This window comes from Pseudomonas sp. WS 5410 (assembly GCF_012985645.1).
GTDB lineage: Bacteria > Pseudomonadota > Gammaproteobacteria > Pseudomonadales > Pseudomonadaceae > Aquipseudomonas > Aquipseudomonas shahriarae.
Map to the genome: position 1 here is coordinate 161,965 of NZ_JAAQWS010000006.1, position 22,011 is coordinate 183,975.

Consider the following 22,011-nt stretch of genomic DNA (forward strand, 5'->3'; position numbering starts at 1 on the left):
TGGTTTTCTCAACGCACCCGCACCGGACTGTTGGGACATTTATAGCCGGGGTATTGGGCTTCAGCCGTCACCTTAGCCATAGCCGAGGTGATGGCTTGCACTGTGATGGTGAAATTGGCCGCTGGACCTGCGTTAGGCGTGACACGTTGCATGAAGGCTTTGTAGGTTTTCATCGTCAAGACTCCTTGGATTTGGTAGGAGAAGAGTCTTTACGCAACGTGCGACACGCCATGTCGTATTCTAATTATTTCAAATAAAGTGCCGCCATTTTTTGTGCTGTGGCTGCCATTTTCTCGCGCAGGATAGACGGTTCGACCACTTCAAGATTGTCACCTTGGCTGAGAAGCCAAAGCTCTAGGCCTTGGCTTAGGTGGGTGCTGCCTACCATCGTACGGCAGCCATTTTCATCGAGCAGTTGTTGATCTTCTGTGAGTGGGTTTTCCGCTAGTCGCTCGTACATCTCTTGGCTTAAAAGCAGACGTAGCGGTACCGGCTCATCCGACGCAAGGCTGATCAGGCTACGCTGTGTGCTAACCGAGTTGATATCGTAGTTTTCAGGGGCCGCTATTGTTTCTGGAATTGTTGTGACTGAAATGAACCGATGTAGTGGCAAGGCCACTGGCCGGGTGTCTTTTTGATTCGCAAATACGCAGGAGAGGTAAATGTTGGAATCTTGATAGGACAATCCAAGCGGTAGAAGACGATAGGACTTAGCTTCGCGTGCGCCGCGCTTGAGGTATTGAGCTTCAACAGCGTAGTCATCAAGCAGCGCCTTTTGAAGGGTTTCGAGCACTTGAGGGTCTACTTTGCCCGGCCTTAAAGTGATGAAGCGGGTATTGCTGATGACTTTCTTAGACCAGTCCTGAGACGGCCGGGCTTCACGCATCAAAGACCGGGCATATTCATGCAGTGCCGAAAGATTGGTGACTTGGGCCGCCATACCAAACCGACTGGCGTGGTCCATGATCATCACTAGGCTCATCGCATCGGTCGGTAGCAGGCTTAGGCGAGAAAGTGATCTGTCTGCCCACCAGATCCTGGCTTTGGCTTTAGGTGATTTAGGTTTGCTTTTTACATGAGGGAAGCGTTTTTCCAACTCGCGTAGATGGCGTTGTAGGGTGCGTAGGTCGACAGATATTCCTTGATTTTCGAGGCGTTCATGGATGGTTTTTGTGTCGATGGCGCTTTCCATGCGGGGTAGCAAACCTAGCAGCACTTCCTGACGAAAGAGTTGTTCCACTGCGATATCCCTGACTTTCAATTATTTGGATTGCTATGCGATACAGGTTGTCGCGCCTGTCTGGAGATTGGTCGGGCCAATAAGTTCGCCGATCAGGACATGAGCATGACCAAAGACGCCCAGGTGTTCAACCTATTGGAGGGCATATTGCCCATGGTCAATAGCATCCGGTTTTTCGAGCCGGACGACGTGCTGGCCCTTATGCCGGCATCGGTATTCCTTCTCTACGAATTTTGGAGATCAGCCAAGCCAACGATTTTTGCCTGGCGACTTACTATCAAATCAAGGCCGCCAATCCGCTTCGCGGCATGGTCGAACCTGGCAGGTTACGAGTCCACTATGAATCTCTGCGTGGTGATGCGATGGCTCAATGGCAGTCGAGTACTGTTTGAGCCTGCTCTGGCCCGACGGCTTTTCAAGTTAGCCTTCGTTCTTGGTTCCGGAGAGGCGACAACTATCCTGACACCGGGGGAGACTGTCGGCTCAGATGCCCGCCCGACAATTATCACCGAGAAGATGTTCGTTTGGCCCATGGACTAATGTCAGCTAATCGTATCCTCATCCATCGTACGCAGAATGACCGGCGCGATGTCGGGCTGCCCGTCGACGTTCGTAGCTAACAGGTCTGCGTTCAGCGCCCATAGTTTGGTGCTGTGATTTACAATGAGTACCCCAAGACTTTCGAGAATCGCCGCCAGCTTGCTGGTGTCGGGGATGTTGCCACGTCCGTTTGTAGCGTGGTGGTATGCGGTTCCGATCCCTTCGGCGCTATCACCATTGCGTACGTTATCGGCCTTGTTGGCTAACGGGAAAGGCTGGATGCCGAACGTTTTCTGGAGGTTGCCCAAGGTTTTGTTTACGACCCCGATAGGGAAGTATGGACCTCCTTCAACGCTGAAACCTTCATCGGTGAGCTTGTAACGGAAGGGCTTGCGGCGAGTGGGTGTGCAGCAATCGATCCATGAGAGATCCTGCTCGAGCTGTTGAGTTGATCCTTGGTCTTCCTCTGGGTAATTCCAAAGATCATACCCGATCATAAATAAAGCGGCCTCCAGGCGGCGGAGTGGATCAACGTTAGTTCCGTCACTGGCCAGGAATGCGCTCGCAGCAGCGTTTGGATGGGCAACTACACTGCTGAGAATCCAGCTTGCTTTCATGTTCCATTCCGCATGGTGGGAACCAGCTTTCAGGCGGGGGAAACGAAGCTTTCCTTCGGATGGGTTTCGGGATTTCACGAAATGCTTACCGGTTTCCTTCGCTGGTGCCCATGGGAAAGTCAAGGTTTCCGGCACAGTCTTCAGTTGTCGAGCTTTGCAGTACATCACTACGCCCCAGCCAAGCGCTGCTGCGACACGGCTGTCATAAATGACAAAGTCCTTGCAGACCAGCGAGTAGACCTTGGTCATGCCTGCGTTGAATCGGAGGTCTTTGGCCTGAAGGATGGGGACGTCGGTTACGCCAGCGTCGATGGCGTCACGGGTGGCTGATAGGGTAGCTGCCAGGCCGCGCACGTTCATATGGAGCCAGGTAACGTTATTGCTCTGTACACCGCCCCATATCATCACGTCGATAGCAGCTTGGCAGCACGCTCCATCGTTGACCGCTGGGGCGAGTGCCAACGCCTTCTGTAGGTCGGCCTTTAGTGCGCTGAGAGCTACATCGTTGCTCACTGCGGTTTTACCCGCCGGAACCTGCAGGCGCTTGATTGCAGGATGTTGCCATTGGTATACCGAGTAAGCGTCGGCAAGGCTGTCGCAATACCACAAGGTCTTACTCTGTCGATTCAGGTACTGATGACGAATCGTGGCGTTGTCCAGGTTGCCGCTGAGCCACTCGATGAAATCTTTTACGGTCGGATTAGTAAGGTAGTCATTGCGCGTCATGAGAGGCCCCTGTGATCGGTTTTTTGCGGTGAGGTTCCATTATCGCCAAGCTTGCGACAATTCCTGTCGTGACACTTTTCCTATGAGTGAAAAGGCGCTGACCGTGCGATTGCTCCGGTTATTCGCTGAGCTGCCTGAGTTTGGCCCGACTCTATGCAAAGGATTGGACTGTCATTCGCTTCGGTGTCGATCCCCGTTTCGCGCCGTTCGAGTCAAAGGCTCCCGCCGGTAATCTAGTGGGGCTCGACATCGATATCGGCAGCGCCATCGGTGCCCAGCTCAAGGTCAAATGCGTATCGATGGAAAGTCCCAGGGGCAGCGTCATCCCGGGGCTGAAAGCGAGGAAGTTCGACGGCATTCTTTCGTAGATGAGTGTGACGGAAAGGCTTGATGTGATTCTAGAGCGTGGACCGGCTGCGATATCCGGAACCTAAAGCGAGTTCAAGCAAGCATCCTCCCCCATTCATCCAATGCAGCAAACTCAAGATGCATGACTTCGTGTCGATACGTCTCTCATCGGTAACGCCCTTGGCGCAACTGGCGCTGCCCTCTGTTGACCCTTAAAGGAACAACCTATGTCGTTAAACCGGACCCAGATAGAGGCCCTGCAGCACTCCATCCATACCTATAGCTTCCCTTTGGACTACTACGATCACGCATTGCCGAAACAGCAGAACCCTCAGGTAGCGAGCAGTATTCAGCAACTGGAGTCGATCATTCAGACCCAACTGCGGTCGACGGTGCCTACCGATATCGAGCAAGGCCTGGGCAACATCATTTATTGGGGAAACGCGACGGCCGGCTACAGAGATAGCCGATTCGCAAAATTTAACTCACTGATTGGCTCGTTTGCTCCTTACGCCTCGTTCAATGGCCTGGTTAGCACAGGTACCCCCTCGTTGGCTGCGCTCAAGCGACTCGGGTTTCCCAGCTACTCAAATATCTCTTTCGTGTCCAAGATTCTGATGTTCCTGAACCCGCAGGAGTATTGCGTGCTGGATTTGCAAATCAGTAAGCTGAAGAAACAGACGCGGCCAATAAGTAGGGCTTTGGATCGACTGACCCTATATCCGACAAGCATTCCAATTACCCAAGCCAACGAGCAGGTGTACGATCTGTGGCGCTCTGAGTGCCGTTGCATCAGTTCGACTTACTACGGTGGGAGATACCGGGTGGCAGATGTGGAGCGTGGGTTTTTCCAGCTAACCAAGAACGACCTCGCCCAGGCCCACTCGATTTATGACGACTTCTGACGCGTTCGGTCCCTGAGTATTGCGCTGCAATGCGCAAGTTCAGGGAACGCGCTGCCTGGAATGGAGGTGTATGCCTGACTCCCTCAGTCATACAACCAGGGTTTCAACTCCTTCAGGTTCCCCACCACTATCTGTTGCGCCTCCGGCTTTGGGTCTAGATTCTTGGGATCGATCTGATACCGCTGCAACACATACTTCACTAACGCTTGGCGACTGGGAATCTCTATCTGCCCATCCATCATACCGAAATCAGTCTGGATGATCGCCTTCTGCGCCGGCGTCAGGCGTTCGTCGGGCTTGATGATCACCGCCACCTCGGTGTTCCAGACATCATCTCCATCGATGCCATTTTCGGTTTCATCATCCCGGACGTCGGGCACACCGCGTAGTCGACTCAGAACAAAATCGCGGTATTCACGGTTTTTTTCACAGTAGGCGCGAACGTGCCAGCGCATGCCGGTGTACACCAGGGTGTGCGGCGCGATCGTGCGGCCCTCGGGGTCTGGGCTGTTCAGCGAAACGTAGTCAATGTCCAGGCGCAGGTGGTCGCGGCAAGCCTTGAGCAACGGCCGAAGGATCTCCGCCTTGATCGAGCGATCCGGCACTTCCAGCACCTTGGTGTGGGCATAAGCGAGGGCCAGGCCCTCAACGTGCGGCGCGCGCGCATTGTTTTGATACAGCAGGTGCAAATAGGCGCTGGCACTGTCGTCAATGAACAGCGGCTTGAACGCCTTGCTGGGCACATAGCCCTTTATTTTTTTGTCATATGTAAGGTTTTTAGACGCATGCTCGTTGATGTAGGTGTTGATGTCTTTGGATGCCTGCTGTCGGCTGATGCCGAAGCTCTGCATCAAGTGCCCCGTGGTCAGGCGGCCTTCCCACCAGGCAACCGTTTCTATCAAACGATAGCGAAGTGCCAGGTCCCAGCGGACTTGTTCGATGGACTGCTTGCGTTTCATAACCTCTCCATGTGCGCGAATACTTTACCTGTATAAGTCTACATTCTAGACCTGTCGCTAATCACTACATATCGTGTATTTGTCTTCGAGATGAATCGAACTCACGGAAGGAAGTGGACATGAGTATGTCGGAAGCGGTTTCGACAGGTGCTTTGCTGATGATGGGGGCAATCCTGCTGGTGCTTCTGCTGCAGTGCCTGAGGTTGCGTGAACTCTGGAAAATGGCTCTTGATTGTCAAAAGAACGTGCGCTGGGCACGGATCTGGGAGGTGGAGAACCGGGAGCTGCGCTCGGCGCTGCGAGCTGAGAAAGCGCACATCGAGCAGTTGCAAAGAAAGCTGGTGATTTTGCAAGAATTGATACCGGCAGTGTGAGGGGGAAGGACATGAACAGACTTGAACGGATCAAAGGCTGTCTGCTGGGCGGTGCCGTCGGCGATGCGTTGGGCGCCCCGGTGGAGTTCCTCGAATGGCCTGCAATCGAAGCTAAATTCGGTCCACAAGGTATCGTTGATTTTGCCCCTGCTTTCGGTATCACCGGCGCCATCACCGACGACACGCAGATGATGCTTTTCACCGCAGAAGGCTTGCTGCGGGCTTATGTTCGCGGCAGTTCGCGAGGGATTTGCCACGTTCCGAGCATTATCCATCATGCGTTGCTGCGCTGGCTGATGACCCAGGATTGCCCTACGACGATGCCTGTCAGCCGGGACGGGTGGTTGATCGAGCAACTGGCACTCTGGTCTCGCCGCGCTCCAGGCACTACCTGCATCAGTGCACTCAAGGCCAGTCCACGGCTGGGCGCTGTTGCCGAGAACAACAGCAAAGGTTGTGGCGCCTTGATGCGCGTTGCGCCCTGTGCATTCTTTGCTAATGCCTTTGACTACGCTGCCCAGTCAGGGCGCCTGACTCACGGGCACCCTACGGGTTACCTGGCGGCCGGGCTGTTTGCCGATATTCTCCAGCGCATTGTCGATCGGCAAGACAGCCTGGAGCACGCAGTCACTCAAAGCTTGGTCAATTACGGGCAAAAGCCCGGTATGGAAGAAACACGTAGTCTCATCGAGCGCGTGCTGTTCTTCTTTTACGAGGGCTACCAACCCACCCCGCAACGCATAGGCGAACTCGGCGGCGGTTGGGTCGCCGAAGAGGCGTTGGCTATTGGGTTGTGGTGCGCCCTGGCCGCGCGCTCGTTCGAGGAGGGCGTGATCACGGCAGTGAATCACAGTGGCGACAGCGACAGCACTGGGCTGATCACCGGGCACCTGCTGGGTGTTCAGTATGGTGCTGCGGCGATTCCTGCTCGGTGGTACGGACAATTGGAGTTGCGCGAGGTGATCGTGCAGGTCGCCGAGGATATTGAGCGCGTTCCTCGTGAGTATTCTGGGTATGGCGGAGAGTTTGATCAGCAGATCGAACGGACGTATCCCGGCAGGTGAGGGCGCTGATGGCGTTGAGTACGGATAAATTTTTAGGAGAGCAGCGATGCCAATTAAACCGAGGCCATTTACGTTTGTGTGTGTTGAGTGTGGTTGGAAGAAAACGGTGGCTCCGCAGAGTGATGCGTTGGGGCCGGGGGAATGGTTTGATAAGTGCCCCAAGTGCGGAAACGGGGAGTTGAAGCAGGAGGTGGCGGGGTGGGTGAGTCGGACCTTGGCGGAATTTTTTACGCGGCGGCTGTGAGCGCTAGTACGGTCATTGAAAATGGCGCCCCATCGAACATCGTACGACGACATCGCTGGGGCTCCATATGGAGTATTTGCAACGGAAGCTCGAAATCCTTCAGACATTGCCGCTTGCAGTCTGAACGTTATGGCATGTGGCCCGATCCTTTGTACGGGGTGGCAAAAAGCCAGTTTCGGAAGTAGGATCCACGCATCTTTGAGACACGGCCGCTGGCGATTTCTCTCTTATCAAAACCTGTAAATGGATTTTCCAATGAGTATCGACCTTGAGTCGCCAATGAACATCTACGCGGATGTCTCGCGCGAGGTGGAGCGCATTCTGAATACATTGGGCGGCGTTTCCGATGACCGAGAGGTCTCGGAGCTGCAGTCCTCTATTCGGGAGCTGCTCACAGGCGTTCAGAAAGACCTGGATAAGCGTATCAACGAGCTGAAAAGTCATTCGGAGTGGGATACGTTCACCATCGCCTTCTATGGTGAAACCAACGCCGGTAAGTCGACCATTATTGAGACCTTGCGAATCCTGCTCGGGGAAAGGACCAAGGTCGACGAGCGACAGGTATTCAAGGCATTGCAAAGCGAGCACAGGCTGACCCAGGAAAACCTGGATAATGCCCGTGATGCCATCGCCAAGGGCGTACAGCTCATCAGCGACTTGCAGGCGCAGCTGACAACGCTGCTGAGGCAATTCGATCAACGTGAAGCGGCCCTGAAGGGCGAGCTGCAGCGCTTGCAGGACCTGGTGGTCGAGAAGCAACAGTCGGCCTCGCTCTGGCAGAAACTGATGAACCTGTTCCGCACACTTCCGGAAGAAAAGGCCAGTGCCGACACCGCCCGCCAGGTGCAGGTGTTCGAAGCCGAGAAGGCCATGGTGACCGCCGACCTTACGCGTCAGCAGCAAGAGGCTCAGGCCCGCAAGGACGAAGCGGTTCAGGCCCAGGAGCGCCTGGAGGCCACCCTCAATTGCCTCGATCGTCTCGAACCTCTTGCCGATGGCGGCATCATCGGCAACGGGCGCTCGGACTTTACCCTCGCCACCCAGTTGTATCAATTCGAATCCGGCAAGCAGAAGTTTGCATTGCTCGACGTCCCCGGTATCGAAGGCGATGAAGGCAAGGTGAATGAGGAGGTCTGGGCAGCGGTGCAGAAAGCCCACGCCGTCTTCTATGTGACCTCCAAGGCCGCTGCACCGCAAAAGGGCGATGAAGGTAAAAAAGGGACTCTGGAAAAGATCCAGGAGCACCTGGGATCGCAGACCGAGGTCTGGTCGATCTACAACAAGCGTGTTACCCATCCGATGCACCTGTCCAAGGACACCCTGATCGGCGAGGACGAACAGGGAAGTCTGAACGTGCTGGATGAAAAAATGCGCGAGCAGTTGGGGGATCACTACCAGCGCAGCTTGCCGTTGAGCGCACACCCGGCGTTTCTCGGTATCGCCGACTGCCTGGTGCCAGGTTCTTCCCATGCTAAAAGTCGGGAGAAGTTCCTCGGCCAGTTCAGTAGGGAAGCACTGTTGGCGAAATCCAACATGCTGTATTTCCATGAACTGTTGACCGGTGATTTCGTCAGGGATTACAGGAACAAGATCCGTCGCTCGAACTTCAACAAGGCCAATCTGCTGGTCAAGCATGCCGCCGAACAGTTCGCCTCCCTTCAACGGGGGCGCCTTAAGCCCTTGCGCGAAAAGCTCAAGCAGGATGCTGGAGATGCCTGTACCCAGTTGGACATCTGCCTGAGCGGTCTGAAAAGCCGGCTAGACAATCAGGTCGAGCTGGCGATCGACAGCTTCACCAGCTCGGTGCGCGAGGAGGTTTATGACCAGATCGACAATGACATCGGCAATGACGAGTTCAAGCGAGTGTTCGAGCAGGCGTTGGAAACGGCGCAGGAGCGGATCAAGCACGAGTTACCGGAGCGCTTGAAAAACGAATTTAAAAGGTTCGCCGACGACATTGCCGAAGTGATCGAACGCTTCCAAGAGTTCGTTCAGGAGTTGATGAACGCTTACGGGAAGATCGGAATAGCTGGGCTCGACAACAAGATCAACCTGAAGATCAACATCGACAACGGCATCAAGGTGCAGAATCTGCTGGGCGCACTGGTTGGTGGCGCGCTCATGTTCTGGAACCCCGCAGGATGGTTCGTTCTGGCTACTGGCGCGGCGGCTTTGTTGCTCGGTATCGGCAAGGCCCTATACGGATTCTTCAACAGCGACTACAAGAAGTCACAGCAGCGCAAGGCCGTCGATGACAACCTGTATACCATCGCTGACGATATTCGCGACTCCATCCGGGCCAATCTGACTCAGGCTTATCCCGAGCTGGAAACTAGGGTCGAATCGATCCAGGCAGTGCTGGCCGAGCCTGCCCGGCAGGTAGCCAGCATCAACGACGCGGTGGTCAAGTCCGTCGTCGAACTGAGCAAACTCTCCAACACTATTGCAGCGGCAGGTATCAAGTAATGGAACAGACATTAGGTGCATTCAAGGCGCAGCAATCGCAGGCGCTGGACGTATTGCAGAAACTTGAAGCCTTCCTGCAGCAGGGCGAGGACGCTGGCGTTGAGATTGACCCCAACCTCAAGTCCAAGTTGCATACCGCCATACGCGATGTAGCGGACGACAAACTGAAGATCGCCTTGGTCGGCGGATTCTCCGAAGGCAAGACCTCCATCGCTGCAGCCTGGATGGAACGGCTGGATCGTTCGAGCATGAACATCAGTCAGCAGGAGTCATCCAACGAAGTCAAAGTCTATGACGTGAATTCTGACTTCGTGCTGATCGATACCCCCGGACTATTCGGCTTCAAGGAGCAGTTCAACGCGCAAACCCATGCGATAGAGAAGTACAAGGACACCACGCGCAAGTACGTCAGCGAAGCTCACCTGTTGCTGTACGTCATGAACTCGACCAACCCCATCAAGGAAAGTCACAAGGACGATCTGGCCTGGTTGTTCCGGGATCTGAACCTGCTTGCGCGCACGGTCTTCGTACTGAGTCGCTTTGACGAAGTGGCTGATGTAGAGGACGAGGACGAGTACCAAGGCAGCCTAGCCATCAAGCGCGACAACGTCATCGGCCGTCTGCACGACCTGATCGGGCTGACGCCAGAGGAGGCCGGCGCGCTGGCGATCGTTGCGGTCGCGGCCAACCCGTTCGACATGGGGACCGAGTACTGGTTGTCGAATCCCGAGAAATTCAGGACCCTGTCACATATTGGCACCCTGCAGCAGGCGACGTCGGTAAAAATCGACACCAATGGCGGTGTGGCGGCAGTGGTTGAGGAAACTCGGAAGACCATCATTCGCGATGTGCTGACCAAACAACTGCCGGTTGCCATCGAGAACGACATCAGGATTGGCGAAGAAGTCGACAAGCTCGAGACCGTGAACGTTCGTCTGCAGAAGCAGCTGATTTCCTCCCAAGGGCAGATCATGGACGCGCGCGGCAACCTGCGTGATTTTGTTACCCGATACTTTTCCGGCCTGATACTGCAGGCTAAAGGCTTGAGCCAGAACACCTTCACCGACTTCTTCGAGCGGGAGATCGGCAGCGAGGGCGTTGTATTAAATGCTCGACTGCAAAGCGAATTCGAACGCCAGCTCCGTTCCGCCACGTTGCAGCTCGACAAGATGAAGGTGGGCTTCGAAGCCGAGGTCAACCACTTCAACGATTCGGTTAGGAACCTAGGCAAGCAGGGGCTCGATTACGCACTCAAGAGCAAGCTGATCAACAACGGCACGGTGCTGGCGACCCGCGACGGCATCGTGGCCGTCGCCAAGACGGTTGGACTGGACTTGGGCAAGATGCTCAAGTTCAAGCCTTGGGGTGCCGTCAACCTAGCTAAAAACATCAACGGCGCGCTGGCTGTCTTCGGACTGGCGCTGGAAGCCTGGGACTCCTGGGAACAGAGCCAGCGGGAGAAAGCGTTCCGTGAAGCCATCGCCAGCATGGTGGAGAACTTCGAGCAGCAACGCTCTGAACTGCTAGGCCTGATCAATGGTCCGGATTTTTCCGAACGCTTCTTTGCCGATTTCGTATCGCTTCAAACCAGCGTCCAGGAAGTCAAACAGAGTGTCGAGGAGCGGCGCCAGAAACGTCAGGAGTTTCATGCTTGGCGTGAGCGAGGTGAAGTGATCGACGCCGAGTTCACCGTACTGACCCACTGAGCCCCCCCGATAAGCAAACGGATTACGAATCGGTCGGTTATCCGACTGATTCGCACTTATTTGAATGCAGGGGCGATGATCAATGGAGTGTTCAAGAGAGGCTCGCCGCAAGGCCGCCTCCTGTCACTGTTACTGGCAAATGTGCTGCTGGACGAAGTGGGGCGGGAGCTTGAACGAAGAGGGCCACTGCTTTGTGCACTACGACGATGACGCGAACGTTTATGTTCAGGCGGGGCAGCAGGTGATGGCCTTTGTGGTAGGAGCGGCGTTGGTGCATGGTCGACCCGCTTAATAAGGCTAAAACTGGTGCCCAGTTCAATTTGATCAAATTAAGGGACGCCATCGCCCGAAGCGCAAGGATCAGGAGGTGTGTTGTCGAACGGTTAAGGTGATTCGGTATGCCGGCAGCGTTATCACACCAGGACAAAAAATAAAAAACTTCCCGTCTGGAAGGTTTGCCCCTGGGGATGCCAGGGACAAGATTTCCGTATGGGTGGGGTTGGTTATAGGTAACCCCGTTCGGCCAGCGATACGCAGCCTTCACAGCCCACCACCACATGATCCAATATCCGGGTGCCGACCATGTTCAGAGCGTTCTTGAGGGTGGTGGTCAGGGTACGGTCGGCTTGGCTGGGTTCTGGATCACCGGAGGGATGATTGTGAACCATAATGACGGCCGCAGCGTTGTGTTCCAATGCGATCTTGACCACTTCTCGCGGGTAGACGCTAGCCCCATCCAGCGTGCCTCTGAACAGTTCTCTAAAGCCTATAACCCGGTGTTTGGAATCGAGCAGCAGTAGAGCAAAGATTTCGTACTCGTGGTACTGCAGCAGTGTTTGCAGGTGGCTGAAGACCTGCTTGGGCTCAGTCAGTGCCCGGCCTTTAGACAGACGACTCATTGCCAGTTGTTGAGCCATCTGCAGGATGTCGGCCTCGGTGACCGGTGATTCCATGACATAGGTGCCGGTCGTCTCACCTGCTTTGAGCTTGTGATATTTCATGGGGATTCTCTTGAATTGGAAGACATTGGGTCAGGTTGGAAGTGTGATCAGTGGGCGCGAGCAGAGTAGTCACTGCCGCTTTGGAGGGATTTGGATTCCAGCTTTTGTACCAGTGAGGTTTTGGCAGGTGCCGCTGGTTTGGGGGCGACTTCTGCCTTGCTGGTCTGATCTTCTACTGCGGGGAAGAACTCCTCGACGATGGCCCCGGTGTCCTCATCGCTGTCTTCAAAGGCTCCGTTGCTAAAGCCCTGTCGTGCCGCTTGATCCAAGGCGCTCTGGTCAAATCCCGCTGCTTGTCGGGTTTCCTCCAGTTGCTTGGCTGCCAGTAAGGCGTCTTCTAGGCTTAGCCCGCTGCGTACTGTGATATCCACGTAGAAGATCGGCGTGCCATGGCTCTGACGGGTGGATTTACCGCGTAGACGCAACTCCAGTGGCAGGCAGGCCAGGCGATTGCCGGAGATGGCTTGCAGATAATGCAGGCGCGCTGCCAGGGTGCGGATGCTGTTGTAGCCCGTGGTGCGAAACACAAAACTGCCCAGCGGATCGTCATCGCCAATCACCACGTTCAGCCGGCCGTAAGGCTTGCAGGCATTGCCTTGAGCCAGTGAACAGCCATCCGGTGACGGGCAGGGCAACGACTGAATGCCATCCTTGGTCAGACGCTTGCAGGTCTCGCCGTTGCCTACACAGACCGGTCGTCCGGTAGTTCGGTCGAACAAGCTGTAATCGGCCCGGAAGTTCAGGTCCGGCTCGTTAAACAGCAAATGGATCGGAATACTACGCAGCTTGCCGTCCTGGCTATTGCGCAGCGCCTCATTGAGTGGATGCAGCAACCAGCCGTCGCGGCTTTGTACCTGCGAGGTGATGGTGAACTGATCATCTTTCTCCGGCAGACGTTTGCCGTTTTTCTCGACGATCTTGCCGATGGAAATACGCCCGAGTACCGGAGGGGTGATGGCTAAGCCTTTGAGCATGGGAGTTCTCCTGTATCTGAAATAAAAACGCCACCGAGACCGCGCAAACGGCCAGGGTGGCGTTGGAGAGAAAGGGCATGGGAGTAAGGAAAGAGCGAACAACCGTTCAGGCCAGCAGAAAACGCCGACTGCCGGTTTTGGTGGTCGAGTAGCGCACTTGCAGATGGGGCTTTTCTTTCAGCAGACGGGGGATATCCAGGGCCGCGCTGTCTTTGGCTTTCTTCCAAGTGATGCAGCCAGTTGCGAAGATCGCCCGGCTGGCATCGGCCATGGCCTGTTGCAACGTTTGCTTGAGCTGAGCTTCCTGCTTCTCCTGCAGAGCAATCGACTCGCGGACGCGCTGAAGTTCGGTAAAGGTCGTACAGAGCAGAGTGTCCTGGCTGAAGTCCAGGCTTTGCCCACTGTCCTGTGGATACAGACACCGCAACGCCTGCTCCGCTGAGGCCGAGCCGTCTGCCGGCGGCGGGGTATCACTGACGACGTAATCCCAGAACAGCCGCTCCAGGTCGATCAGCCGAGCAATCAGTGACTCGTCCCGTTCGATACGATGGATTTCCAGGTGCTGACCACCGAGCAATACTGCCACATCAGCGGCCTGCTTGCCGGTGACGGCGAGCTGGTGCATGACTTGCAACTGCACATACTCGGGCACACCCTCCTTCCAGAGGCGTGCGCCGTTTATGCCGGCAGTTTTGCATTCAAGGATCTGTACATCGTCGGCGCCGATGACCTCGCGGTCGATGTTGGCCAGCATCCAGGGTAGTTTAGGATCAGGATGCTGCAGCACGGCATTGATCCGTCTTACCCGGTGACCGCTACGCCTGGTGTAATGCCCCGCCACGATAGGCTCCAAAATGTTGCCCCAGTAAGCCGGGCTTTCCTCGTCTTGCGGATCGAGCTTGGGCAGTGATTCATCACGCCCGGTTTTCTCCATCCACAGCTCCAACTGGGACTTGTACGGGTTAAGCCCGACGGCAGCGGCCGCATCCGAGCTGCCGATACCTAGCTTGCGCACGGCCAGCCAGTCCTCACGCGGCAATTGTTTGGTACCCACCAGGCGCAACGCCGGACGGGGTTTAGTACTGAATTTTTGTAGCGATTGAGTGCTCATGATCATTTCCTGAGGCATAAAAAAACGCCCGGCCAGCAGAAGCTGAGCAGGCGTTTTACATAGTTGAGTAAGTGAGTGGAGCTAGGCGGCGAGTTGCAGCGCAGCTTGTAGAGCACGTTGTTTGATCACAGCACCTTGGCCAAACCAAGCCGAGTCCATGCGGTATTCAGTACTTCGAGCCCGCCGCTCGTGATCAACGTACTCGGTCACTGCATTGAGCAAGCCCCACGCAGTTCCCTGCGCCGACTCTAGCGTGGCGCCGCGACCTTCGCCTTCGTACAGGCTTTGAACCTTACGCAGTGCGCGCTCGTTCGGCAGGACTTCGGGCAGTTTGCTATTGGGGGGTACGTCACACAGCACGTTTATGAGAAAGCCCATCGCTTCATGCCACTGCACCTTGCGTTCAGCCAGTGCTCGCATGCGGTACATAAACTCGTCCCACTGGGAGACCGCGATGCCCAACTGCTTTTTCACTGCCTGCGGATCGAAGCGGGTGTTATGTGGCACCTTGATTGCGCGGGTGGTGCCATCCAGGGCGATGGTCAGCGTGTTATTACAGACCACACGTACGGTGGTGGGGGTTGCGGTGGTGGCCAAGGTGCCATCACAGGAGGTGGCCAGCAGCAGGTAACCATTCACCTGATCGTTGCCCTTCAACGCCGTGCCTTGCCCAGTACGGGCCAGAGCCCAAAACTTGCGACCGCCTTTGAGCACTCCGGCGGTTTCCAGCTCGTAGCCTGAGACCTCAGTCAGATCCCGGTAGAACTCCAGCACCTCACTGGGTTGCACCACCTGGTAGCGGTTGGAGACCACCGACAACGGGGCCTTGGTGTCGGAGCGATACAGCACCTTCTGTTCAGGGAAGGTATGAATACTTCCCAGGTGCCCGATGGCATCCGCCTTGAAGTGGACTGGGCTTTCCTGGATCAGCCAGTCCATCCCGGCTTCGCGCTGCCAGATTTCTAAGGGTTGTTTTGGGGAGAGGTGGCTGCCCAGGCCATGCCAAGGCGTAGCGCCAACGTAAGCCATTTGTTCAACGAGGTGAGCCATGGGAATGATTCCTAGCGAATGAATGGAAGAGAGCGTCGTTTCATCAACAAGCGACGCCTGTTCACAACGGCTTAACGGTTGACGCTGAAGCTGTAACCGCAATGCAGACATTGATAGTTGTTAAGGATTTTTTCATCCATTTGTTCACCCAGCGTGGCTCCGGCTATCCCGCCAGCAACGCCCCCAAACAGTCCACCGAGCAGAGCCCCGGCGATACTGCCAATGGCGATCCCGACCGGCCCACCGACCACGCCCAGTACGGCACCGGCTTCCGCACCCGTTAGTGCTCCAGCGGCCCCACTGGCCGCACCGCCCGCTGCACCAATCAAACCGCCTGCTTGCTTACCCACATTTTTAGTAACCACTCGTCCTGAATTGCAGCTAGGGCATGGGGTGTACATAAATGATTCCTCTCTGTTTGCTGAGTCCACGTATCACGCAGAAATGCTGAATGACGCGCTCATCGTTGAGCGTTCATCTGGGTGATATAGGTCTGAGATTTTTTTGAATGAGGCTTGCCGAAACAATGTCCCCGCGAGGGACGTTGTGGGCGGTATCTGAATGTGAGGTTTGGCGTTATGGGCTGCTATTTTTGCTATTAATAGCTGGAATAGTACTGGCTAAGGGGGGGGCATTCTGTTTTGAAGGAGGGGCAGAGTTGCTGTCAAAGTGGTGAGCTCCAAAAGCGTAACGTTAGTAAGCGTTACGCTCACGTTCTTTGAGATTTGAGTTGCTACTTATAGGATTGCCTCGTCCAGTCCTAAAGGGTGCAATGATGTTTAATGAAAAATCAGAAACATTGGTTATGCTTCGCTTGAAAGATGTTTTAAAACGCACAGGTTTTTCTAGGTCAACTATTTATAACAAGCTTAAGGTGGGCTCTAAACATTATGATGCGAAATTCCCAAGGCAGATACGTGTTGGGAAAACATCTGTGCGTTGGATTGAAAGCGAAATAAATTCGTGGATGGAAGAGCATGTGAAACTGTCTAGGCAGACTCAAGGCTCAATGGCGGAAATTATATCTGCAATGGTTGTTTGATATTAGTTGTTTGTATTTATGGTGATCTATGTATTTTAATTTTTTTAGACAACAAAATGCAAAACAACCTAATTTCGGAGATGATTCATATCCGAGTTTGTCGCAGTTTCCCTTGTTGGATGCTGCAATAAATGAGGCTCAAGCAAATATTCAGGCCCCACGGGGATTGATTCAAAATGCGGCCTTAACCGCGATTTCTGCTGTCTTGCAGGGCCATGTAGATGTTCGTAAACCTAATGGTCAGGTCGGTCCGACCTCGCTGATGCTTCTTGCAATTGCTGACTCGGGTGAAAGGAAGTCAACGGTTGAGAATGCTTTCTTGAAGCCGATTAGAGCCTTTCAGGCTAAGCAATGCGAGGAAGTGAGGGAGAGTCAGTCGGTGTGGAAGATTAAGTACGATACTTGGACGGTACGACGTAATGGAATATTAAAAACGATTATGAAAAAAGCATCAAAAGGTCTTTCTGTTGACGAGGAGGAGAAGGTCCTATTGGCTTTAGAGAAAGAAGCTCCAGTTAAACCAAAAGAATTTAAGATTTTGTATGAAGACTCAACCTCTGAGGCTTTGTTTCATGGGATGTACGAAAATTTACCTACGGCTGGTTTGATTTCAAGTGAAGGTGGCGGTGTTTTAGAAGGGCGCGCCTTCAATGACCTATCAAAGCAAAATGCGATTTGGAGTGGTGACTCAATCACAATTGATCGTAAGACGGCGGAAAGCTTTGAACTTGTTGGCGCGCGGCTGACAGTCTCTCTTATGGTCCAGGAAAGCGTATTTTCGAAGTACATGGCTCATAAAGGCGGGGTGTCTAGGGGATCTGGTTTGTGGGCGCGTTTTCTAATCTGTCGCCCGGCTTCAACACAGGGGACTAGGTATGTAAGCACTCAGGCACCGTCCTGGTATCATCAAACACAATTTGCTTCGCGGTTGGAGCACTTTCTTGAGGCGGGCCTTATTTGTTTCAGAGGAAATAAAAAAGAAAAAGAAGTGATCGGATTCGACTCCGAAGCGGCTCGGCTTTGGGTGGAGGTTGCGAATGATATTGAGTCAAGGATGTGTGCAGGTGGAATACTTTATGGGCTAGGTGATCATGGCTCAAAGTTAATGGAGGTGATTTCTAGGTTGGCTGCATTGCTTCATTGTTTTGAAGGGTTTGAGGGGAATATTTCGATGTCAACTTTGCAGGCGGCGACTGACCTTGCTAAATGGTACTCCAATGAATTTATAAAGTTATTTGGGCAGAACTCTAAAGAGAAGGATGAAGAGCAGGAGTTAAATTTCTGGCTTGATAGTTTTCGTATGACGGGCAAGCGATTTGTTAAAAAGAATTATATTTTGCAGTACGGGCCTGGGAAGTTTAGAAAGAAATCTGTTCTTGAGTATGTTCTTTTGCGCTTGGTGAATCATGGTGCTATTCAGTTTTTTAACCATCCTGGTAACAAAGCTGTTTATGTCGACCTCTGTCCTTGGCAAGGTGGTGTGCAGATGATGCTGGGTTCTTCTCAGGGTACTAACTTTTCTAGCGCTCCTGGTATTTAGTGTTTGGTGTTTGACGGGTTGCTTGAGTCTGTTTGTCTTGGTTTGTCAGAAGGTGTGTGCAAGGCGGCCACTGCTTGATTATGGATTACTATTTAATTAAGCAATTAAGTAGCTATTAAATGGTTAGGTAGCTTATTCCATTTAATTAAATTAATTATCCAGTATTGAGTTAACTGATCGATTCAATTGATAGTGCAATAGTTTGCGGTTGTGATGTCAATTGATCATTTTTTAGCAGTATGACTCCCCAAAGCCATGCTGCTGTTTTTTTGAGGAAACAGTGAGTGATAAGTGAAGTTGATTGGATCGATAATGGAGGTGTGTTAGATCTAATGGTAGAGGAAGTCGGAGGGCTTCCTGCTTTAAGGGTAGAGGAAAGCTTGGTGTTCGAGTTGCGTTCTATTGAGAAATTAATGTACGAGCTTGCTGGTAGTAAGGGCTTTTTGTTCTCTTCTTGTACTCATCAACGCGATGGGGTGAAGGTTAAGACTGAGAGGCTTGGGCGCTATTTTGTTGACAAGCTGAAGAGGGGGGTGGGGGTGTTTGAACGGTGCTTTCCCTCTCATGAAGTTAACCCTTATGTGGAGGTGTTTTTCAGATGTGCTGATCGAGTCGATGATCTTCATTCGCTCAGAGTCTGGCGGTCTTTACGCGATGGAGCCGCTGAGGCTTTTATAGGTCGAATGAATGATCTCGTAGAGTTTGTGCGGCTGGAGCTGTCCAGTGATGCTTTTAAAGCTATTTTGAAACGATTCCGTAAAGCGTCCTTTAGGCGAATTAACAGCTTGGAAGGTTATATAGACGCTCTTTTTGCCCAGCACTCTAGGATGCTTATTGTGCGTGTTGATTTGTCTTATCAGTCGGGCTTTGTAAGTGGTCGTGAGGGTTTTTATGGTGATGTTAAAAAGGTCAAGGCACATTGGGCAAAAATGCAGAAAGACCTTCACAAAGGTATTCCAGTTGATGGGTTGTTAGGGTTTGCTTGTAAGCTGGAGTATGGTCAGCTAAAGGGGTTCCATTTTCATTTGTTGCTTTTTTATAACGGAACAAATCATCGCCAGGATGGAGTTTTGGCTAGAATGGTTGGTGAGCATTGGCGAGACTCAATTACGGTAGGAACGGGGCGCTATTTCAATTGCAATGCAGTCAAGGATAAATATAGATATCTTGGAATAGGCATGATTAGTTTTAATCAGCCGGATAGAGTAAGCGCTTTGAAGAATAGGGTGGCGTCCTACCTGACCAAGGTGGACTATTGGATACGACTATCTCCTGAAAGTGGCAGATCATTTTTCCGAGGAAATATGCCTAAGTTGAAGACTGTGAAGAGAGGACGCCCCAGAGCCCCTGGGCCTGATCAGGCGGCTCCTCACGTGGCCATCTAGGCATGTCTCATGGCCTATTAGTTTCTGGACTTTAGGCTGATGATGGTAGCTGCTGCGGCAGCCAGCTTTGCCGTGAGCCCCCAGTCTGAGCTTTTTAGAGCTTCTATCATGACTGTTCTTTTAGTTGGAGCTTTTTGAATTGTTTTTTGACTCTCTTGCCAGAAGTGTTTTGCCGCTTCATTGATAAGAATTAGTGCGGTGGATGCATGTTCTGGGTATTTAGTTAAGGCTTCGCCAATTGGCATCTTTGTTGACTTTATTTTATGGTAGTGCTTGTCGGGTAATATTGCGAAGGCGGATTGTTCGAACACGTCTTTTCCAACGGAGTTGTATTTTTTCTCTAGGTGTTTTTTTATTTTATCGATAAGCTCTTTTCGCTCTTCCTGTGAGGCGATATTTGCCTCGGGGATGAATTCATCTGAGGCTTTGTTTAACTCGACAAGGTTGTCTGATTCCCATTCTTGGCGCTCGATGTTTTTCTGTTCTTTGTCGGTGTCTGCTATTGTTTCAAGGATTCTATTTGAGTCCTCTGTTCTTATGAGTATGTCAGTTTTTCTAATTGTTATTTCTTTCATCTGGTTGATTTCGGTTTTTGTGGTGATGAAGAAATCTGCGTCTATTATGAGGGCTGGAAATGGTTGTAAGTTTTTCTTCAATTGCTCATGTGCTGAAGCTTGTGTAATGCCTTTTACGCTTTCGTGGAAAAAAGCATGTTTAAAGTTAAATTTTTGGGTCTCGTCATAATTTACTATTTCCTCCCAGTCGGTGGCGCTTATGGAAAGAAACCTTATGTCTAAATCTACTTTTGAGTGATAATCGTGATCTGCGCTAAAAGGCGTACCTTTATGCTGCTTTGATAAGCTTTTTGCTGTTCTGGGCTCATTGTTATTTAGAACGATGGCCGAGCCGGATACATGAATTGCAACCGTTTTTGGGCAGCGGCATAGAAGGGGGATCTGCAGCTTTTCAATTCTGTCTTTGAATTCACTTTCGGAGATGTTGTGCTCCTCAATAAATTCAGCTGCTGATATGGTAAGCCCTTTGTTTTTCATTTTTAATCGTGTCCTTGTTTAGCGGTGCTAGTCATTTCTCAGGGCTGTTGGAGTGGCTGTCTATATCAGGCTGGATAAATGCTTGCCGAGAACTTCCCAAGCCTCCGCCATTTCTTTAGCATAGCTATGACGCTGATAAATGCGTTTTACCTTATTTTCCTCTGTGTGGTTGAGGCAACGTTCAGCCACTTCAGGAAGCACGCCAATAGCAGTCATAATCGTCGCACCTGTACGCCGCAGGTCGTGAGGTGTCCACTTCCCGCCTGGTAGCAACAGTGCTTGGGCTTTGGCGCTACGTCGGCTCATGGAGCCTTGTTCCGGAAGGCGCTGGCGATCTCCCAGCTGCTTGGTTACCGTTTTAGGGCATACATGGTCAGTTATGTAGGTGTTCGGGTAGCACCAAGGTGACAGGCTATTAATCTGCTTTACGCGCTTGAAGTGGCTAATGGCAAAGTCTGAAAGGATGATGCTGTGCGGTTTGCCGTTTTTACTATTCTCGGATGGAATCAGCCAAGTGCTTTGCTCTAGATCGATATGCTCCCATCGGGCGCTCAGGAGCTCACCAATTCGACAGCAGGTCGATAGGGCAATCCAGATTGCAGCTTCGGTGGTGACTAGCAGTCCTGCATCAGGGGCTTTCTTAGCAAGCAGCTTGATTTCGTCATCACTCAGTACTCGGTCGCGTTCAGTGTCTTTGCCGCCTATCTTAGCTTTGCGGATACTGGCACTGGGATCGTGCTCAATAAGGTCGCGGTCTACGGCAAAGCGGAACATTTGACGCATAAGCGAAAAAACCATCTTGGCCATACGGTTTACACCGCGAGCGAGAAGGGCATCTGTCACCTCGGTGATATGACCCTTTTTCACATCAGCGACAGCCAAGTCGCCCAAGAAGGGCAGAACGTCCTTTTCAAACATCCGACGAGCCTCTGCCCCCTTGTCCTTGCGGTTGATGAGATCAACCCTAGCCCAGTGCTCGAATAGGTCGGTAACAGTCTTGCGTGCCGCCTGGCGAGCTTGCTCGGCTTCGGCTTCTGCTTTCTCGGCGGTGAGTCGTGCCAATTCACCATCTCGGGCTGCGATACGGGCAGCTTCCTCGGCATCCAGATGTTCTCGTAAGTTTCGAGTTCCACTTTGGTAGAGGCGTGACCACTCTCCTGCTTTAGTTCTTGCTTCCTTAAGGGTAAGTCCATCAGTGCCAGTGGCGTCATATGCACCTATGGGCAGAAACACCCTTCCACCGCTGGTGTCGGTATACCTGAAGTAAAACAGGCGCTCGCCATCTGGGCGAAGACGTGCCATGAATCGGCCGCAGCCGCGAGGAGCATCCTCGATCAGCCAGGTAGGTTTGGCTGGTTTTGCGTTCATCTGTTTGTCGGTGATCGTCGCCACTTTCGCTTCCCCCAGAAAGGCCAGGCTCAAGATGGTCACCGTTGGGTCACCGTTTCTCGCTGGCTCTGGTAGAATGCTATCGGAAGCGGTTGGACTGTGTAAACTACAATGACCAATGAATACAGTGCTTTAGGTCTTGTTCTTGGATTTATTTAGACTGACTTGGATCATGGTTTACCTTTATGGGGTGCTAGGGGTAGAGTGTTCGAATCACTCCGTCCCGACCATATTTTTTTAAAAAATCCAATCACTTAGCGGTGGTTGGATTTTTTTGT

Annotated in this window: 20 protein-coding genes and 2 pseudogenes; 11 read left to right on the forward strand and 11 right to left on the reverse strand. The window is 52.7% G+C overall.

All coding sequences use genetic code 11. The annotated features are described in order from the left end of the window. Positions 1-8: 8 nt before the first annotated feature. Both HBO24_RS11475 and HBO24_RS29825 read right to left on the reverse strand, forming a co-directional pair. Positions 9-173 (reverse strand): hypothetical protein, encoded by a 165-nt coding sequence (locus HBO24_RS11475; protein WP_170059734.1) that lies wholly within the window; start codon positions 171-173, stop codon positions 9-11. Positions 174-244: 71 nt separating this feature from the next. Then, on the reverse strand, positions 245-1,240 hold the full coding sequence (locus HBO24_RS29825; protein WP_047303191.1) for a WYL domain-containing protein: 996 nt from the start codon (positions 1,238-1,240) through the stop codon (positions 245-247). Positions 1,241-1,345: 105 nt separating this feature from the next. Between HBO24_RS29825 and HBO24_RS11485 the strand changes: the two genes are divergently transcribed. Further along, positions 1,346-1,780 (forward strand): hypothetical protein, encoded by a 435-nt coding sequence (locus HBO24_RS11485; RefSeq protein ID WP_106120184.1) that lies wholly within the window; start codon positions 1,346-1,348, stop codon positions 1,778-1,780. 2 nt (positions 1,781-1,782) lie between these two features. On the opposite strand, the gene HBO24_RS29340 is transcribed toward HBO24_RS11485, so the two are convergent. Further along, entirely contained in the window at positions 1,783-3,123 is a 1,341-nt protein-coding gene (locus HBO24_RS29340) for a hypothetical protein (protein ID WP_178124547.1), read from the reverse strand. Positions 3,124-3,248: 125 nt separating this feature from the next. Here HBO24_RS29340 and HBO24_RS11495 point away from each other — a divergent pair. Both HBO24_RS11495 and HBO24_RS11500 read left to right on the forward strand, forming a co-directional pair. Beyond that, a pseudogene (locus HBO24_RS11495) lies at positions 3,249-3,488 on the forward strand (transporter substrate-binding domain-containing protein); the annotation flags it as partial. Between the two features lie 210 nt (positions 3,489-3,698). After that, positions 3,699-4,376, forward strand: a complete 678-nt coding sequence (locus tag HBO24_RS11500; protein WP_170059735.1) for a hypothetical protein — start codon at positions 3,699-3,701, stop codon at positions 4,374-4,376. 83 nt (positions 4,377-4,459) lie between these two features. On the opposite strand, the gene HBO24_RS11505 is transcribed toward HBO24_RS11500, so the two are convergent. After that, entirely contained in the window at positions 4,460-5,335 is an 876-nt protein-coding gene (locus tag HBO24_RS11505; RefSeq protein ID WP_047306884.1) for a WYL domain-containing protein, read from the reverse strand. Positions 5,336-5,454: 119 nt separating this feature from the next. Between HBO24_RS11505 and HBO24_RS11510 the strand changes: the two genes are divergently transcribed. The 5 genes and pseudogenes from HBO24_RS11510 to HBO24_RS29545 form a co-directional block, all read left to right on the forward strand. After that, positions 5,455-5,709: a hypothetical protein gene (locus HBO24_RS11510; protein ID WP_047306885.1), complete on the forward strand. Its 255-nt coding sequence runs from the start codon at positions 5,455-5,457 to the stop codon at positions 5,707-5,709. Between the two features lie 11 nt (positions 5,710-5,720). Next, positions 5,721-6,773 (forward strand): ADP-ribosylglycohydrolase family protein, encoded by a 1,053-nt coding sequence (locus HBO24_RS11515; protein ID WP_047306896.1) that lies wholly within the window; start codon positions 5,721-5,723, stop codon positions 6,771-6,773. Positions 6,774-7,272: 499 nt separating this feature from the next. Then, positions 7,273-9,483: a hypothetical protein gene (locus HBO24_RS11520; protein ID WP_047306886.1), complete on the forward strand. Its 2,211-nt coding sequence runs from the start codon at positions 7,273-7,275 to the stop codon at positions 9,481-9,483. Beyond that, complete coding sequence (locus HBO24_RS11525; RefSeq protein WP_047306887.1) at positions 9,483-11,189, forward strand: LeoA/HP0731 family dynamin-like GTPase; 1,707 nt, start codon at positions 9,483-9,485, stop codon at positions 11,187-11,189. Before HBO24_RS11520 ends, HBO24_RS11525 begins: the two co-directional genes overlap by 1 nt. A 9-nt stretch (positions 11,190-11,198) precedes the next feature. After that, positions 11,199-11,445: pseudogene (locus HBO24_RS29545) on the forward strand (group II intron reverse transcriptase/maturase); the annotation flags it as partial. Positions 11,446-11,692: 247 nt separating this feature from the next. On the opposite strand, the gene radC reads toward HBO24_RS29545, so the two are convergent. From radC to HBO24_RS29550, 5 genes are all read right to left on the reverse strand, one after another. Further along, positions 11,693-12,190: a DNA repair protein RadC gene (radC, locus tag HBO24_RS11530; RefSeq protein WP_047306888.1), complete on the reverse strand. Its 498-nt coding sequence runs from the start codon at positions 12,188-12,190 to the stop codon at positions 11,693-11,695. Between the two features lie 47 nt (positions 12,191-12,237). Further along, positions 12,238-13,164, reverse strand: coding sequence for a hypothetical protein (locus tag HBO24_RS11535; RefSeq protein WP_047306889.1), 927 nt, complete (start codon positions 13,162-13,164; stop codon positions 12,238-12,240). Positions 13,165-13,270: 106 nt separating this feature from the next. Next, a complete protein-coding gene (locus HBO24_RS11540; protein WP_170059736.1) occupies positions 13,271-14,275 on the reverse strand; it encodes a lambda-exonuclease family protein in 1,005 nt (334 codons plus the stop codon). An 81-nt stretch (positions 14,276-14,356) separates the two neighbouring features. Continuing rightward, positions 14,357-15,325, reverse strand: coding sequence for a DUF932 domain-containing protein (locus HBO24_RS11545; RefSeq protein WP_047306891.1), 969 nt, complete (start codon positions 15,323-15,325; stop codon positions 14,357-14,359). A gap of 71 nt (positions 15,326-15,396) precedes the next feature. Next, positions 15,397-15,726 carry a hypothetical protein gene (locus HBO24_RS29550; protein WP_080963203.1) on the reverse strand — a complete coding sequence of 110 codons (330 nt, stop codon included), beginning with the start codon at positions 15,724-15,726 and terminating at the stop codon, positions 15,397-15,399. A 374-nt stretch (positions 15,727-16,100) separates the two neighbouring features. Between HBO24_RS29550 and HBO24_RS11555 the strand changes: the two genes are divergently transcribed. The 3 genes from HBO24_RS11555 (at position 16,101) to HBO24_RS29830 (ending at position 19,292) form a co-directional block, all read left to right on the forward strand. After that, positions 16,101-16,367 carry an AlpA family phage regulatory protein gene (locus HBO24_RS11555; RefSeq protein WP_235437056.1) on the forward strand — a complete coding sequence of 89 codons (267 nt, stop codon included), beginning with the start codon at positions 16,101-16,103 and terminating at the stop codon, positions 16,365-16,367. A 28-nt stretch (positions 16,368-16,395) separates the two neighbouring features. Continuing rightward, positions 16,396-17,907, forward strand: a complete 1,512-nt coding sequence (locus HBO24_RS11560) for a YfjI family protein (protein ID WP_047306892.1) — start codon at positions 16,396-16,398, stop codon at positions 17,905-17,907. Between the two features lie 284 nt (positions 17,908-18,191). Then, positions 18,192-19,292 (forward strand): inovirus-type Gp2 protein, encoded by a 1,101-nt coding sequence (locus HBO24_RS29830; RefSeq protein ID WP_125919827.1) that lies wholly within the window; start codon positions 18,192-18,194, stop codon positions 19,290-19,292. 17 nt (positions 19,293-19,309) lie between these two features. On the opposite strand, the gene HBO24_RS11570 is transcribed toward HBO24_RS29830, so the two are convergent. Together HBO24_RS11570 and HBO24_RS11575 are read right to left on the reverse strand one after the other, a co-directional pair. Continuing rightward, positions 19,310-20,344, reverse strand: a complete 1,035-nt coding sequence (locus HBO24_RS11570; RefSeq protein WP_047306894.1) for a hypothetical protein — start codon at positions 20,342-20,344, stop codon at positions 19,310-19,312. A 60-nt stretch (positions 20,345-20,404) separates the two neighbouring features. Next, positions 20,405-21,736: a site-specific integrase gene (locus tag HBO24_RS11575; protein ID WP_047306897.1), complete on the reverse strand. Its 1,332-nt coding sequence runs from the start codon at positions 21,734-21,736 to the stop codon at positions 20,405-20,407. Positions 21,737-22,011 lie beyond the last annotated feature (275 nt).